Here is a 14,172-nt window from a genome sequence, read left to right as displayed (position 1 = left end):
TCCTCGGTGGGATGGCGCACCAGATCCTGATGGTCGAGGACGACGACGGCATCGCGCTCCCGCTGCGCCGCACGCTCGAGCGCGAGGGGTACGACGTGGACCGGGCCGCGACCGGCGGCGACGGGATCTCCCGGGTCGGAGCCGGCGGTGTCGACCTCGTCGTGCTCGACCTCGGGCTGCCCGACATGGACGGGCTCGAGGTGTGCCGCGAGCTGCGCGGCCAGGGGTTCGACGGCGGCATCCTGATCCTGACCGCGCGCGGCGGGGAGCTCGACCGGGTCGTCGGGCTCGACGTCGGCGCGGACGACTACCTCGCCAAGCCGTTCGCCCTCGGGGAGTTCCTGGCCCGGGTGCGGGCGCTGCTCCGACGCGCGGTGCGGGTGACGCACGCCCCCGCCGCCGAGGGCGCGCCTGCCGCCACGGGCCCGGCCCCGTCCGGGCTGCGCGTCGACCCCCAGGCCCGCCGGGTGTGGGTCGGGGAGGAAGAGGTCGCGCTGACCTCCAAGGAGTTCGACCTGCTCGCACTGCTCGACGAGGAGCGCGGCAACGTCCTGACCCGCGAACGGCTCATGGACGAGGTCTGGGACGAGAACTGGTTCGGCTCCACCAAGACCCTTGACGTCACGATCGGGAGGCTGCGGCAGAAGCTCGAGAGCGCCTCCGCGCCCGTCGCGGTCGTGACCGTGCGCGGCGTGGGGTTCCGTCTCGAGGACAGGCCGGGCGATGCGTAGACGCCTGGTCACCGCCTTCGTCGGCATCGCGGTCGTCCTCGTCGTGCTGTACGGCGGCCCCCGGTTCTTCATGCTCACCTCGCTCGTCGAGTCCGAGCAGCAGGACCGGGTCGACCGCGCAGCCGACCTGGTGGCCCTCCACCTCGAGACCGGCGTCGGGGACGGCGAGCCGATCACCTCGGAGACGCTCGAGCGGCTCGTCGGTGAGGACGAGCGGCTGACCTACACCTCGGGCGACGGCGAGGACGTCTCCGTGCCGCCACGGGCCTGGCCCGACGCCGACATCTCGGCGAGCCGCGAGCTCGACGGGGGCGGGACGGTCACCCTGACGCTGTCGGACGAGGTGGTCGACGACGCGGTCCGCTCCGCGGTGCTCCCGCTCCTGGTGCTCGGGGTGCTGCTGATCGTGGTGGCCGGCGTCGCCGGGCTGCTGCTCTCCCGCCGCCTGTCCCGCCCGTTCACCGAGCTGGCGTCCGTCGCCGAGGAGCTCGGACGGGGGCGGCTCGACCAGGAGGTGCCGCGCTACGGCGTACCGGAGGCCGACGCGATCGGTCGTGCGCTCCAGGACAGCGGGCAGCGGCTGGAGCGGATGCTCCGACGCGAGCGGGACGTCGCGGTCTACGCCTCCCACGAGCTGCGCACGCCGATCACCGCGCTGCGGCTCACCCTCGAGGACCTGACGATGTGGCCGCAGACCACTCCGGAGGTCTCCGCCGAGCTGCACCGCATCATCGGTGAGGTCGACCGGTTCTCCGCGGCCGTGACCTCGCTGCTCGAGCAGTCGCACGACGAGACGATGCACCGCGCCGAGCCGCTCGACCTCGCCGACGTGGTCGCGGAGTGCGTGCGCTCCGCCGAGCCCGCCGCACGCAGCCGGGGCCAGCGGTTCGCCGTCGACGGGGCCACGTCGCTCCCGGTCCGGCTGCCGCGCACCGCGGTCGTCCGGGCGGTGGACCTGCTCCTCGAGCGGGCGGCGTCGGAGGCCGAGGGACCGATCACGGTCCGGCTGACGCAGGAGACGACCCACGACGCGGTGAGCTTCACCTACGCGACCGCCTCCGGTGGCCCGACGGTCGCCGTCGAGGCGTCCGAGATCGCCAGCGCGCTCGGGGGCCGGGTCGTCAACGACTGCGGCCCGCCGCCGCGGCTGGTGCTGATGCTGCCCCGGGAAGACGTGGTGGCCGGGCTCGGCATGCAGTGACGCGCTGACCCGGGGCGCCGGTCGCGCCGGGGACGTGGACTTCCCTGGCGCCTCCAGCGCGCCAGGGAAGCCCACCGCGAAGGATCCATGTCCTCCGCTCCTCGCACCGGGGCGCGCCCTGTGGGGGAGGGTCTCGCTGGGACCGAGGGGTGGGTGGGGTGGGGGTCACCAGCGGTGCGTCCCGGTAGTTGCAGTATGGCGAGGCGTCCAGGCCCCAAACAGAGCGCCGCCGTGCGCGAGGGTGTAATGCAACTTCCTGCAATCCCGGGCGTGTCGTGGGTCTGTCGAACCGCCCCTCGTGGCGGCCGGGGGGTGTGTTGAGCCGCCCCTCGTGGCGCGCGTCTGGGTGTTGAGCCGCCCCTCGTGGCGCGCGTCTGGGTGTTGAGCCGCCCCTCGTGGCGCGGGTCGGCCGCGGCCCGAGTCGCATCTAGTTCGATCCGCACAGCTCGGACGTCGATCCGGTGCTGATCGAACTTACTGAGCTCGTTCGCGTGCCGTCGTACGACGCAAGGGGCGGTTCAACGCGAAGGGGCACGCCACGAAGGGCGGTTCAACGCGAAGGGGCACGCCACGAAGGGCGGTTCAACATGGAAAGGTCAGGCGGCGGCGGGGCCGTGGTGGCGGCGCTGCTGGGGAGCGGTCGGAGGAGAGTACGCAGGCGCGGGCACGTGCGCCGGGTCGGCGGGGCCGCCGGGGAGGCGGGTCTGGTCGGAGCCCAGACGGGCGGCGCGGCCGAAGGCCAGCGCGACGACGAGGCTCAGCACGAACCAGCCTGCCAGGATGGCGATGACGAGCGACATCCTGCACCTCCCCGAGTGTGTGTCAGGTCCCTCCCGACACGGACCCAGTCTGGATGGGGACATAGGTCCTGAACAGTATCGAGCGCGACTTTTTACTTTTCGTTTCGCCGGGTGAGCCGGGACCTTCGGCAACGGGGTGGGGAGACGGTCCGAGGGTCCCGCCGGAGGTGCCGGTCGGCCCTTGGGAGGTACAACCACATCTCCCTACCGTGGAGGCTGCGGACGGACTCGTCGCTTGGGAGGCTGCGCCTTCGTCCGCGCTGGGAGGAACGGTGTCTGGACGACACGCGCCGCCGCCCTCGGGGTCCCGACGACCCCTCCGGGTGACGGTCGCACACAGGGATGACAGTGGTGCCGACGTGGTGGTGGCCGGAGACGTCGACGTCGCGGGCACACCCGACCTCGTGCGGTGCCTGGACGAGCTCGTGGCCGAGGGGCGCACGGAGCTGGTGGTGGACCTCAGTGGGGTGACCTTCGCCGACGCGTCCGGGCTCGGGCTGCTGCTGCGCACGAAGCGGAAGGTCGAGGCCGAGGAGGGCTCCCTCCGGGTTCTCTACGACCGGAACCCGTACCTCGACCGGCTGCTCGCCGTCACCGGGCTCGACGCGCTGCTGCGCTGACAGCTCCGGGGTTGACCGCACGTCACCCCCGTGGTGGCGTTGCCCCATGGACGGCGCAGGGCCCGAGCGTCCTGACCCCGAGCGCCACGACGTCGAGTGGCTCGACGACGAGCGTGCCCCTGGCCGCGTGCGTCGCCTGCTCGCCGGTCGGATGGCGTCCGTCCCCGCCCGGGTCGCGGTCGCCGTGGTGGCGGTCGCTGCCGGGGTCACCGCGGTCGTCAACTGGCCCGGGCAGACCGAGGCCCAGCCGGACGCCGCCGCAGCGGACGCCCCCGCCCTCTCGGAGCCGCTGGCCCGGTCGATCGACGACGCGGCACGCGACGACGGCGAGCGGCCCGACGTCTGGCGGGTCGTGGGTCCGGTGCGGGTCGCGAGGACCACCGACGGCACCCGGACGTGGTTCCGGCTCGTCAACGGCGGCGCCGGCGCCCAGCGTCCGATCGGGGTCACGGTCACCGGCACGTTCCGCGGCGCCACGGAGATGGGGTACCGCGCCCGCTGCCGGTCCGCCGGCCCGGCCGGTCGGCTCGTCGAGCCCGGCGAGCGCGTGGTGCTCCGCTGCCGCGACGTGACGAGGTACGCCGGCACGCCGCCCCGGCTCGACCGCCGCTCGCTCCAGGTGGTGTTTCCTGGGCACGAGTGCGAGTCCGAAGGCCGGCAAGGGCCTTCCTGACGCATCGGGAGGGCACGTGGCAGCAGCACCTGCACAGGCGTCGATCGACCTGCCGCCCCCGTCGTTGACCGAGGTCGAGGTGGCCGCGACGCCTCTCGACCGGCTCTTCCCGCTCGTCGGGGAGGAGCGTGCAGCGCGGCTGGTCTCGGCCGCCGGCGCCGCGCGTACGCTGCTCGGCGATCGCACCGTCTGGAACGTGAACGCGACCGCGAGCGGCGGCGGCGTCGCCGAGATGCTCGGCACCCTGCTCGCGTACACCCGCGGCGCCGGCGTCGACTCCCGGTGGCTCGTGCTCAGCGGCGAGCCGGCGTTCTTCACCCTCACCAAGCGGCTGCACAACTACCTGCACGGCTCGCCGGGCGACGGCGGGCCGCTGGGGGAGGAGCAGCGCGGTGAGTACGAGCGGGTGCTGGCAGTGAACCTCGAGGCGTTGCTCGAGCGGGTCCGTCCGGGTGACGTGGTCCTGCTCCACGACCCGCAGACGGCCGGGCTGGTGCCAGGGCTGCGCGAGGCCGGCGCCCGGGTCCTGTGGCGGTGCCACGTGGGCCGGGACACTCCCGACGAGCACACCGAGGCGGGCTGGGCCTTCCTCCGCCCGTACGTCGAGCAGGCGGAGGCGACCATCTGGTCGCGTGCGGTCTACGCGCCCGACTGGGTCGACCCGTCGACGGTCCGGGTCATCCCGCCCTCGCTCGACCCGTTCAGCCCCAAGAACCTGCAGCTCCCCGAGGCCGACGTCCGGGCGACCCTGCACCGCTCCGGGCTGCGCGCCGACGGGGACGCCGGGGGCAGCGCGACCTTCGGCCGCCGCGACGGCTCCACCGGAGTGGTCCGTCGCCACGCCGGGCTCTTCGCCGCGGGCGCACCGCCGCGCCCCGGGGCGAAGGTGGTGCTGCAGGTCAGCCGGTGGGACCGGCTCAAGGACATGGCGGGCGTGCTGCGGGCGTTCGCGGACCACGTCGACCGGTTCCGCGACGACGCGCACCTGCTCCTCGTCGGGCCGGAGGTGGCGGGGGTCGGCGACGACCCCGAGGGCGCCGAGGTGCTGGGGGAGTGCTGTGCGCTCTGGGAGGAGCAGCCGTCCGCGGTCCGCGAGCGGATCGGGCTCGTCGCGCTCCCGATGGGCGACCTCGAGGAGAACGCGCACCTCGTCAACGCCTTGCAGCACGACGCCGCCGTGGTGGTGCAGAAGAGCCTCGTCGAGGGGTTCGGGCTGACGGTGACGGAACCGATGTGGAAGGGGCGCCCGGTCGTCGCGTCCCGCGTCGGCGGGATCGCGGACCAGGTCGAGGACGGCCGCAGCGGCCTGCTGCTCGACGACCCGCGGGACCTGGGCGCGTTCGCCTCGCTCGTCGGCGAGCTGCTGGCCGACGACCAGCTCGCCGCTAGGCTCGGGTCTGGAGCCCGGGAACGGGTGCGGACCACCTACCTCGGCGACCGGCACCTCATCCAGTACGTCGAGCTCCTCGGCGAGCTGCTCGGGTCATGAGCCTGCCGACCGCCGTGACCGACGACGTCCGCGTCCACCGCTCGCTCGCGGCGCGCGTGCTGACCGGCGTCGGGGCGCGCCACCACGTGGTGGACGAGGTGACCCGGATCGGCGCCGAGCGGGTGCTGCTCGTCGCGACACGCTCGGCGTCCGCCGCCGCCGACGAGCTGGCGACCGAGCTCGGCGGGCGGCTGGCCGCGAGGTTCGACGGCCCGGTCGTGCACACCCCGGTCTCGGTCACGGCCGAGGCGATGGAGCTGGTGGCCGCGCGGTCGGTCGACGCCGTCGTCGCCGTGGGGGGCGGGTCGGCCGTGGGGCTGGGGAAGGCGGTCAGCGCCCGCACCGGGGTGCCCCAGGTCGCGGTCCCGACCACCTACGCCGGCTCGGAGGTCACGCCGGTGCTCGGGGAGACCGACGAGGGGGTCAAGACGACGCGACGTGACCCGGCGCTGGCCCCGGGCACCGTGGTCTACGACCCCGAGCTCACCATTGCGATGCCGGCCGGGCTGACCCTCACCAGCGCCTTGAACGCGGTTGCCCACGCCGTCGAGGCGCTCTGGGCGCCCGATGCGGTGGCGGTCACCGACGCCCTCGCCACCGAGGCCGTGGGCCACCTCCTGGATGCGCTCCCGGACGCGCTCGAGGCTCCCGGGGACATCCACGCCCGGAGCCGGCTGCAGTCCGGGGCGTGGCTCGCGGGGCTCTGCCTGGCCGGTACGACGATGGGGCTGCACCACCAGCTGGCGCACGCCCTCGGCGGCACCTTCGACCTGCCGCACGCCGAGCTCCACGCGCTGCTGCTCGCCCACGTCATGGAGCACAACCTCCCGCACGCGCCGTCCGCCGCGGAGCGGCTCGCCTCGTGCGTGGACGGTGACCCCGTCGCGGTGGTCGCCCGGCTCGCCGGCAGCCACGACGGGCCGACCCGGCTCCGTGACCTGGGGGTGCCGCGCGAAGGGTTGGCCGGCATCGTCGAACGGGTCGTGGCGTCGCCGTACCCGAACCCCCGGCCCGTCGACGCGGCGTCGCTCGGGGAGCTCCTGTACCGCGCCTGGTGACGGGGCCGCGAGCGGGCTCAGACACCGCGACGGGGCTGTGGGCCGCGCGGATGACCGCGTTGCTGGACCACCAGCCGACCTCGACGTACATCGCGCGAACCTCCGGGTGCTCGGGTCCCTCCCGTCGTCGCAGGCCCCGGTGTAATTGTCTGAGTCACAATTCGCAGCAGGCGACCCGGCCCCACAAGAGGCGGTCGCACCGCAGCCGGGGGTCGAACGTCCTGTCGAGACGAGGCTGCCGAGCTTCCTCCGCACGCGGAGGAACAGGGCCTAGATCACAAACGGGTGTCTCTGCGGCGGGTTCGTTGACCTGCCAACCTAGCCCGCCCTATGTTGCGCAGACCACGCTCAGCCCATCTCACGTCGGCAGCAGGGAGCAGCACAGTGAACCGGAACCAGCGCCCGAACCCCGGACTTTCCCGCCGTCAGCTGCTCAGGTACTCCGGGCTCGGGGTCGCCGCGGTGGCCGGGAGCGGCTTCCTCTCCGCCTGCGGCGGTGACGACGGCGGGGGCGGCGGTGGTGGCGGCGGCGGCGAGCAGCGCACCGGCGGCATCCTCATCCACGGCGCGACGGGCGGTGGCAGCAAGGACACCCTCGACCCGCACCAGCCGGTCCAGGCGGCCGACATCGCACGGTGCTGCAACCTCTACGAGCCGCTGCTGTTCTGGAACAACAACTTCGAGCTGGAGCCGGCGCTCGCCGAGACCGTCGAGCCGTCCCAGGACGCCAAGACCTGGACGATCAAGATGCGCGAGGGCGTGACCTTCCACAACGGGAAGACCGTCACCGCCAACGACGCCTGGCTGAGCATCCGCCGGGTGGCCAACCCCAAGGCGCCCTTCTCCGCAGGCGGCCAGCTCTCCCAGATCATCGACTTCCAGTCGAGCAAGGTGGTCGACGACACCACGCTGGAGCTGGTGCTCAACACGCCCTACGCGATCCTCGACACCCTGCTCGCGGAGTACACGCTCGGGATCATCCCCGACGGCGAGTTCGACCCGCAGAACCCGGTCGGCACGGGCGCGTTCGCCTTCAAGTCGTTCGAGGTCGGCAAGACGAGCACCTTCACCAAGTACGCCGACTACTGGGGCGACCCGGCGTTCGTCGACGAGCTCCAGATCCAGGACTTCGCCGACGACAACGCCAAGGTCAACGCCCTGCAGGCCGGCCAGATCCACACCCTCGACAACCTGCCCTACAACCTCGTCGACACGATCGAGGGGGCCGGTGGCGGTGTGCTCGTGGCCGAGGGCGGCCAGTGGGTGCCGTTCACGATGCGGGTCGACCAGGCGCCGTTCGACGACGTCCGGGTGCGCCAGGCGTTCCGGCTCATCGTGGACCGCCAGGCGATGATCGACCAGACCCTGAGCGGCTACGGCTCCCTGGGCAACGACCTCTACGCGCCGCTCGACACGGCCTACGCCGACGACCTCCCGCAGCGCGAGCAGGACATCGACCAGGCCAAGTCGCTGCTGAAGGCGGCCGGCGCGGAGGGGCTCCAGGTGGAGCTCTTCACCGGCGACGACATCGGCTCGGTGGCAGTCCCGGCCGCGAACCTCTTCGCCGAGCAGGCCAAGCAGGCCGGTGTCCAGGTGAAGGTCACGAAGAAGACGCCGTTCTACGACGACGACTACCTGTCGTACACGTTCGCGCAGGACTTCTGGAACACCCGCAACTACATCCCGCAGGCGGTCGTCGGCACGTTCCCGCCGGAGCAGGGCGGCACGTACAACGAGACCCACTGGGACAACGAGAAGCACCGCGAGCTCGTCAGCGCAGCAGCGCGTGAGGTCGACGAGGTGAAGCGGAACGACCTGCTCCACCAGGCCCAGGAGATCGAGTACGAGGAGGGCGGGCTCATCATCTGGGGCTTCCGGCAGCAGGTCGACGCCTACGCCTCGAACGTGCAGGGGCTCGAGCCGAGCAAGTACCTCCCGCTCGGGCAGTACAAGTTCCACAAGGTCTCGGTCTGACATGACCGAGGTGGCGACCCTCCATGATCCGCTCGAGGAGGTCGCACCTCCTCGGGGCCGTGGTGGCGCAACAGCCTGGGCCATGTGGCTGCTGCGTCGCCTCGGCCTCGCCGTCCTGACGCTCTGGCTCGTCTCGGTCCTCGTCTTCCTCGCCACCGCGGCGCTCGGAGACCCGGTCCGGGCCATCCTCGGCCGGGACTACGACACCAACGTCGGCCGCCGCGAGCAGCTCGAGGCCCAGCTCGGTGTCGGCGACTCGATCGTGACGCGGTACTTCGACTGGCTCGGCGGGCTGCTCACCGGTGACCTCGGCACCTCGCTGGCGAACCAGCAGCCGGTGTGGGGGCAGATCTCCGACACGGTGGTCAACACGCTGGTGCTGGTGCTGCTCGCGGCGCTGGTGATGATCCCGTTGGCGTTCGGCATCGCGATGATCTCCGCGCACTTCCGCCGCCGCCGTCCGGACACGGTGATCCAGACGATCCTGCTGGCGCTCGCCGGCGTGCCGGAGTTCGTGACCGGCATCCTCCTCGTCGCGCTCTTCTCGACGTCGGTGTTCAACATCTTCCCGGCGGTCACCCTGGTGTCGCCGGGCACGAGGCCCTGGGACAGCCCCGAGGGGATGGTCCTCCCGGTCGCCACCCTGGTCGTGGCGGTGACGCCGTACGTCTCCCGCATCGTCCGCGCGACGCTGCTCGAGGTGCTCGACAGCGACTACGTCGAGCTGGCCCGGCTCAAGGGGATCCCCGAGCCCGTGGTGATGCGCAAGCACGCGCTGCTCAACGCGATCGTCCCCGGCATCCAGGTGGTCGCGCTGCAGCTCGCCTGGCTCGCCGGTGGCGTCGTGCTCGTGGAGACGCTGTTCTCCTACCCGGGCGTCGGCCGGCAGCTGGTCGACTCGGTCCGCAACCACGACGTGCCGATGGTGCAGGCGCTGAGCATGATCATCGCGGGGGTCTACATCGTGGTGAACCTCGTCGCCGACGTCCTTTCGATCCTGCTGACCCCCCGAGCGAGGACGGCGATCAGCTCATGAGTGCCACTGCCAGCGCCCCGGCCGCCCCGTCGTTCCTCCGGCGGGCGATGAACCAGAAGCGGTTCGCGTTCGGCTTCGTCGTCACGCTGCTGGTGGTCGCGTTCGCGATCTTCGCCCCGTTCTTCTCTCCGTACGGCGAGCAGGAGACCGCTGGGTCGCCGTACTCCAAGGCGGGGCTCTTCGGGACCGACTACCTCGGGCAGGACGTCCTCAGCCGCCTGATGCACGGCGGCCAGGGCGTGCTGGTCATCTCGGTCCTCGCCACCCTGCTCGGCATGGTCCTCGGCATCCTCATCGGGGTCGTCGCGGCCTACGCCGGCGGCTGGTGGGACGAGGTGCTGATGCGGTTCAACGACGTGCTGCTCGCCTTCCCGCAGATCCTGCTGGCGCTCGTGGTGCTGACCGCCCTGCAGAACCCGTCCGCCTGGGTGATCGTGGTGCTCGTCGGCGCCTCGCACGCGCCACGCGTGGCCCGCGTGGCCCGCGGTGTCGCCCTCGGCATCGTCTCCCGCGACTTCGTGGTCGCAGCCGAGGCGCTGGGTGAGAAGCGGTCGCGGGTGATCCTCGCCGAGGTGCTGCCGAACATGGTCGGTCCGCTCCTCGCCGAGGCCGGGCTCCGGCTGACCTACTCGATCGGGCTCGTGGCCGCGCTGGGGTTCCTCGGCTTCGCCGCCGATCCCGGCGCCGCCAACTGGGGGCAGATGATGAACGAGAACCGGCTCGGCCTCGCCACCCAGCCGTGGGCGGTGCTGGCGCCGGTGCTGATGATCGCGATCTTCACCATCGCCACCAACCTGATGGCCGACGGCCTCGCGCAGATCAGCCAGAGGGGTGAGGACTGATGACCGCCACACGACCCGACGCCAAGCAGCAGGAGACCCCGCGCGGGGGGCTCGTCGTCGAGGACCTCGGCGTGATGCTCACCGGGCGCCCCGTCGACGTCGTCGACGACATCGACCTGGTGCTCCACCCCGGCGAGGTCGTCGGTCTGGTGGGGGAGTCGGGGTCGGGCAAGACCACGGTCGGCACCTCGCTGCTCGGCTACGCGAGGGCGGGCGCGCTGATCTCGGCTGGGAAGGTGCTCCTCGAGGGGCGCGACGTCCTGAAGATGCCGTGGAAGGAGGTCCGCCAGATCCGCGGCGAGGAGATCGCCTACGTCCCGCAGGATCCCGCCTCCGCGCTCAACCCGAGCATCCGCATCGGCAAGCAGCTCGTCGAGCTCCAGGAGCTGCGCGGTGTCGGCACGGCGGAGTCGCGGCTCCAGGCGGCCCGCGAGGGGCTCGCCGAGGTGGGGCTCCCCAACGACGACGAGTTCCTCAGGCGGTACGCCCACCAGCTCTCCGGCGGCCAGGTGCAGCGGGTGGCGCTGGCGATGGCGTTCCTGCCGAAGCCCAAGGTGCTCGTCCTCGACGAGCCCACGACGGGGCTCGACGTGACGACGCAGAAGATGGTGCTCGACACGATGGCGGCGCTCTGCCGCAGCCACGGCGTCAGCGCCCTCTACGTCACCCACGACCTCGCGGTGGTCGCCAACATCGCCGACCGCGTCGCCGTGATGTACGCCGGCCAGGTCGTCGAGCTCGGCCCGAAGGACACGATCTTCGCGAACCCCTCGCACCCCTACACGCGCGCGCTGCTCGACTCGATCCCGCACCTCAGCCACGCTCGCGCCCTCCGCGGGATCCCCGGCCGCACGCCCGCGCCGGGCGCGCGGCCGGAGGGGTGCCGGTTCAACGACCGGTGCGCCTACGCCCAGGACAAGTGCCGCCAGCAGGTGCCGCCCCTGCTCACCGTCGCGCCCGACCACGAGGTGCGCTGCGTCCGCGTCGACGAGATCGGAGCCTGGGACATCAACCTCGGGACCGTCCCTGACGCCGACCCCGACAAGGCGCGCGACGTCATCCTGTCGGTCGAGGGGCTCGACGTCTTCTACGGCCGCAAGCACATCGTCCACGACGTCACGTTCGACGTGGCGAAGGGCGAGGTCGTCGCCCTCGTGGGCGAGTCCGGCAGCGGCAAGACGACGATCTCCCGATCGGTGGGCGGGCTGCACAAGGAGTGGACCGGCACGATCGCGTTCGAGGGCCGGTCGCTCGCGACGAGCGCCCGCAAGCGCAGCGCCGAGGACCGCCGCCGCGTGCAGTACATCTTCCAGAACCCCTACCTGTCGCTGAACCCGCGGCTGACGATCGAGCAGATCATCAAGCGGCCGATGGAGCTCTTCGGGCTCGCGAAGGGCAAGGACGCGACCGACCGCGTCGTCGAGCTCATGGAGCAGGTGGCGCTCGGCTCCGGGATGCTGCACTACCAGGCCAGCCGGCTCTCCGGTGGCGAGCGGCAGCGCGTCGCCATCGCGCGCGCGCTGGCCGCCGAGCCCGACGTGATGATCTGCGACGAGATCACCTCGGCGCTCGACGTCTCCGTGCAGGGCTCGATCGTCTCGCTGCTCGAGGGGCTCCGACAGCAGCGCGGGATCAGCATGCTGTTCGTGACCCACAACCTCGCCCTGGTCCGCTCGATCGCGGCCCGGGTGCAGATCCTCCAGGCCGGACGGGTCGTCGAGTCCGGCTCGGTCGTCGAGGTGATGGACGACCCCCGCGAGGAGTACACCCGCAAGCTGCTCTCCAACAGCCCGAGGATCGACTGACACCCGTGCCCGAGCGCCCCCTGCTCGCCACGCTCGGCTTCACCGACCCCCAGCACGAGCCGGGGTGGCGCCACGTGGTGGTCCCTGCCGAGGACCCGCGCCCCCTGGCGTCGGAGCCCCGCGCGCTGACGGTCGAGGTGGCCGGTGCGGGGCGCTCCCGAGGCCTCGCCGAGTGGTCGCAGGAGACCTGGACGACGTCGTTGCTCGTCCTCGGGGGCGGCCGGGTCGTCCAGGAGTGGTACGCCGACGGGCTCGGCCCCGACACGCTCTTCCTCGGCGCGTCGATGACCAAGTCGGTGCTCGCGCACGTCGTCGGCCGGGCGGTCCGCGACGGCGCGCTGGGGCTGGCGGACGCGGTCGTCGCCCACGTCCCGGAGCTGGCCAGCACGGGGTACGACGGCACGACGCTCCTCGACCTGCTGACGATGACCACGGGCGTCGACTGGGTGGAGGACCACCGCGACCCCGACAGCCTCGCTTCCCGGTTGCTGGGCTGCTTCTTCGCGGGGGGCGACTCGCGGGCGCTCCTCGCCGCGGTCCGACCGGGGGTGGCGCCCGGGACCCGGTTCTCCTACTGCACCGCGGACTCGCAGGTGCTCGACTGGGTCCGGGAGCGCGCGACCGGCCTGTCGTACGCCGACGACGTCGCCCGGCTCTGGGCCTCGCTCGGCTGCACCGGGGACGCCGCAGTCGCCGTCGACGGCAGGGGAGCGGCCCTGGCCGGCGGTGCCCTGGCCGCATCCGCCCGGGACTGGGCCAAGGTCGCGGCGCTCGCCGTGGACGGCACCACCGCCCGCGGCGAGCGGCTGCTGTCCGCCGACTGGGTCGCCGCCGCTGCTCGCCCCGCCTACCCGTTCCTCGCGGTCGGCCGGCTGCCCAGCACGATCACCACGCACGCCGGGTTCGGCTACCACTGGTGGCCGATGGACGACGCCGGCCACCGGGTCACCGCGGACGGCAGCCGCGGGCAGCTCGCGGCGGCGGACCGCCGTACGGGCGCGGTGGTGGTGAAGACGTCGCTGTGGCCCTACGAGGACGCCTGGGTCGACCGCCAGGCACGCGACCTCAGCTACCTCGGGCTGCACGCCCTCCTCGACGCCGTCGGCTGAGCCTCGCCGCGACCACCTCGAGGTCATACGGTGGTGGCGTGCACGTGGCTCCGGTGCTGTCGCCGTACGTCTCCTCGCTGGTGGTGTACGACGTCGACCTGGGCGGCCCGGGCATCCACCGCGGGCTGCCCGGCACGGCCCTGACACTCGTGCTGCCGGTGGGCGAGCCCCTGACGGTCGGCTGGGCCGGCGAGGCGGGCTCGGTGACGACGGCGTGGTCCTCGGTGTCGGGGCTGCACGCCGCACCTGCCGAGATCCACCACGACGGCGTCCAGCGCGGCGTGCAGCTCGGGCTCACGGTGCGGGGCGCGCGTGCGCTGCTCGGGGTGCCGGCCGCCGCGGTGAGCGGCGAGCTGCTCACGGTCGACGACGTGGTGCCGGCACTGCGCGACCTGCCGGAACGGCTGCAGTCCACTCCGCTGCCGTCGGCCGGTCGGGTCGTCGAGGCCGCACTGGTGGCGGCCGTGGCCCGCCACGGGGAGCCACGGCTGCGCGCCGAGGTGGGGCGGGCCCTCGCGGGGCTCATCCGCGGCGAGGCGGTCGAAGAGGTCGCGGCCGAGGTCGGGTTCAGCCGCCGCCGGTTGCGCGACCTCGTGACGGCGGAGTGCGGCCTGGCGCCGAAGGTCTACCAGCGCGTGGCGCGGTTCGAGCGGTCGCGCCGGTGGCTCGGCCGGCGCCCGCTCGCGGAGGTCGCCGCCCGGTGCGGGTACGCCGACCAGGCGCACCTCACCCGCGAGTGGACGAGCCTTGCCGGGTGCACCCCGACGACGTGGCTGCGGGAGGAGTTCCCATTCCTTCAAGACCGCACGGAGCCCGACGAGCCACGCTGACGGC

Annotated in this window: 13 protein-coding genes; 12 read left to right on the top strand and 1 reads right to left on the bottom strand. The window is 72.8% G+C overall.

Annotation, left to right across the window (positions count from 1 at the left end; genetic code table 11):
- The first annotated feature begins 11 nt into the window (after nt 1-11).
- A complete protein-coding gene (locus FIP57_RS19390) occupies nt 12-731 on the top strand; it encodes a response regulator transcription factor (protein ID WP_148575209.1) in 720 nt (239 codons plus the stop codon).
- Complete coding sequence (locus FIP57_RS19385) at nt 724-1,932, top strand: ATP-binding protein (RefSeq protein ID WP_148575208.1); 1,209 nt, start codon at nt 724-726, stop codon at nt 1,930-1,932. The genes FIP57_RS19390 and FIP57_RS19385 overlap by 8 nt, the downstream gene beginning before the upstream one ends.
- A gap of 596 nt (nt 1,933-2,528) precedes the next feature.
- Here FIP57_RS19385 and FIP57_RS19380 read toward each other — a convergent pair.
- Nucleotides 2,529-2,732: a Sec-independent protein translocase family protein gene (locus tag FIP57_RS19380; RefSeq protein ID WP_162529881.1), complete on the bottom strand. Its 204-nt coding sequence runs from the start codon at nt 2,730-2,732 to the stop codon at nt 2,529-2,531.
- Nucleotides 2,733-3,091: 359 nt separating this feature from the next.
- Here FIP57_RS19380 and FIP57_RS23390 point away from each other — a divergent pair, with 359 nt between their 5' ends.
- The 10 genes from FIP57_RS23390 to FIP57_RS19330 all read left to right on the top strand — a co-directional run bounded on the left by FIP57_RS23390 (nt 3,092) and on the right by FIP57_RS19330 (nt 14,168).
- Nucleotides 3,092-3,352, top strand: coding sequence for an STAS domain-containing protein (locus FIP57_RS23390; protein WP_162529880.1), 261 nt, complete (start codon nt 3,092-3,094; stop codon nt 3,350-3,352).
- Nucleotides 3,353-3,398: 46 nt separating this feature from the next.
- Complete coding sequence (locus FIP57_RS19370; RefSeq protein ID WP_148575205.1) at nt 3,399-4,025, top strand: hypothetical protein; 627 nt, start codon at nt 3,399-3,401, stop codon at nt 4,023-4,025.
- A 16-nt stretch (nt 4,026-4,041) separates the two neighbouring features.
- Entirely contained in the window at nt 4,042-5,514 is a 1,473-nt protein-coding gene (locus FIP57_RS19365; RefSeq protein ID WP_148575204.1) for a glycosyltransferase, read from the top strand.
- Nucleotides 5,511-6,572 carry a maleylacetate reductase gene (locus FIP57_RS19360; protein WP_148575203.1) on the top strand — a complete coding sequence of 354 codons (1,062 nt, stop codon included), beginning with the start codon at nt 5,511-5,513 and terminating at the stop codon, nt 6,570-6,572. The genes FIP57_RS19365 and FIP57_RS19360 overlap by 4 nt, the downstream gene beginning before the upstream one ends.
- 384 nt (nt 6,573-6,956) lie before the next feature.
- Nucleotides 6,957-8,546, top strand: coding sequence for an ABC transporter substrate-binding protein (locus tag FIP57_RS19355; RefSeq protein ID WP_203231350.1), 1,590 nt, complete (start codon nt 6,957-6,959; stop codon nt 8,544-8,546).
- A gap of 82 nt (nt 8,547-8,628) precedes the next feature.
- Nucleotides 8,629-9,582 carry an ABC transporter permease gene (locus tag FIP57_RS19350; RefSeq protein WP_148575202.1) on the top strand — a complete coding sequence of 318 codons (954 nt, stop codon included), beginning with the start codon at nt 8,629-8,631 and terminating at the stop codon, nt 9,580-9,582.
- Nucleotides 9,579-10,424, top strand: coding sequence for an ABC transporter permease (locus FIP57_RS19345; protein ID WP_148575201.1), 846 nt, complete (start codon nt 9,579-9,581; stop codon nt 10,422-10,424). Before FIP57_RS19350 ends, FIP57_RS19345 begins: the two co-directional genes overlap by 4 nt.
- Entirely contained in the window at nt 10,424-12,229 is a 1,806-nt protein-coding gene (locus FIP57_RS19340; RefSeq protein WP_148575200.1) for an ABC transporter ATP-binding protein, read from the top strand. The genes FIP57_RS19345 and FIP57_RS19340 overlap by 1 nt, the downstream gene beginning before the upstream one ends.
- Nucleotides 12,230-12,234: 5 nt before the next feature.
- A complete protein-coding gene (locus tag FIP57_RS19335; protein WP_162529879.1) occupies nt 12,235-13,338 on the top strand; it encodes a serine hydrolase domain-containing protein in 1,104 nt (367 codons plus the stop codon).
- Nucleotides 13,339-13,376: 38 nt separating this feature from the next.
- Complete coding sequence (locus FIP57_RS19330) at nt 13,377-14,168, top strand: helix-turn-helix domain-containing protein (protein ID WP_148575198.1); 792 nt, start codon at nt 13,377-13,379, stop codon at nt 14,166-14,168.
- Nucleotides 14,169-14,172: the final 4 nt, after the last annotated feature.

The sequence above is a fragment of the Nocardioides caldifontis genome (assembly GCF_008087345.1).
GTDB classification, from domain to species: Bacteria; Actinomycetota; Actinomycetes; order Propionibacteriales; family Nocardioidaceae; genus Marmoricola_A; species Marmoricola_A caldifontis.
The sequence above is the reverse complement of the archived record's forward strand: the minus strand, read 5'-3'. Positions and strand labels throughout refer to the sequence as shown.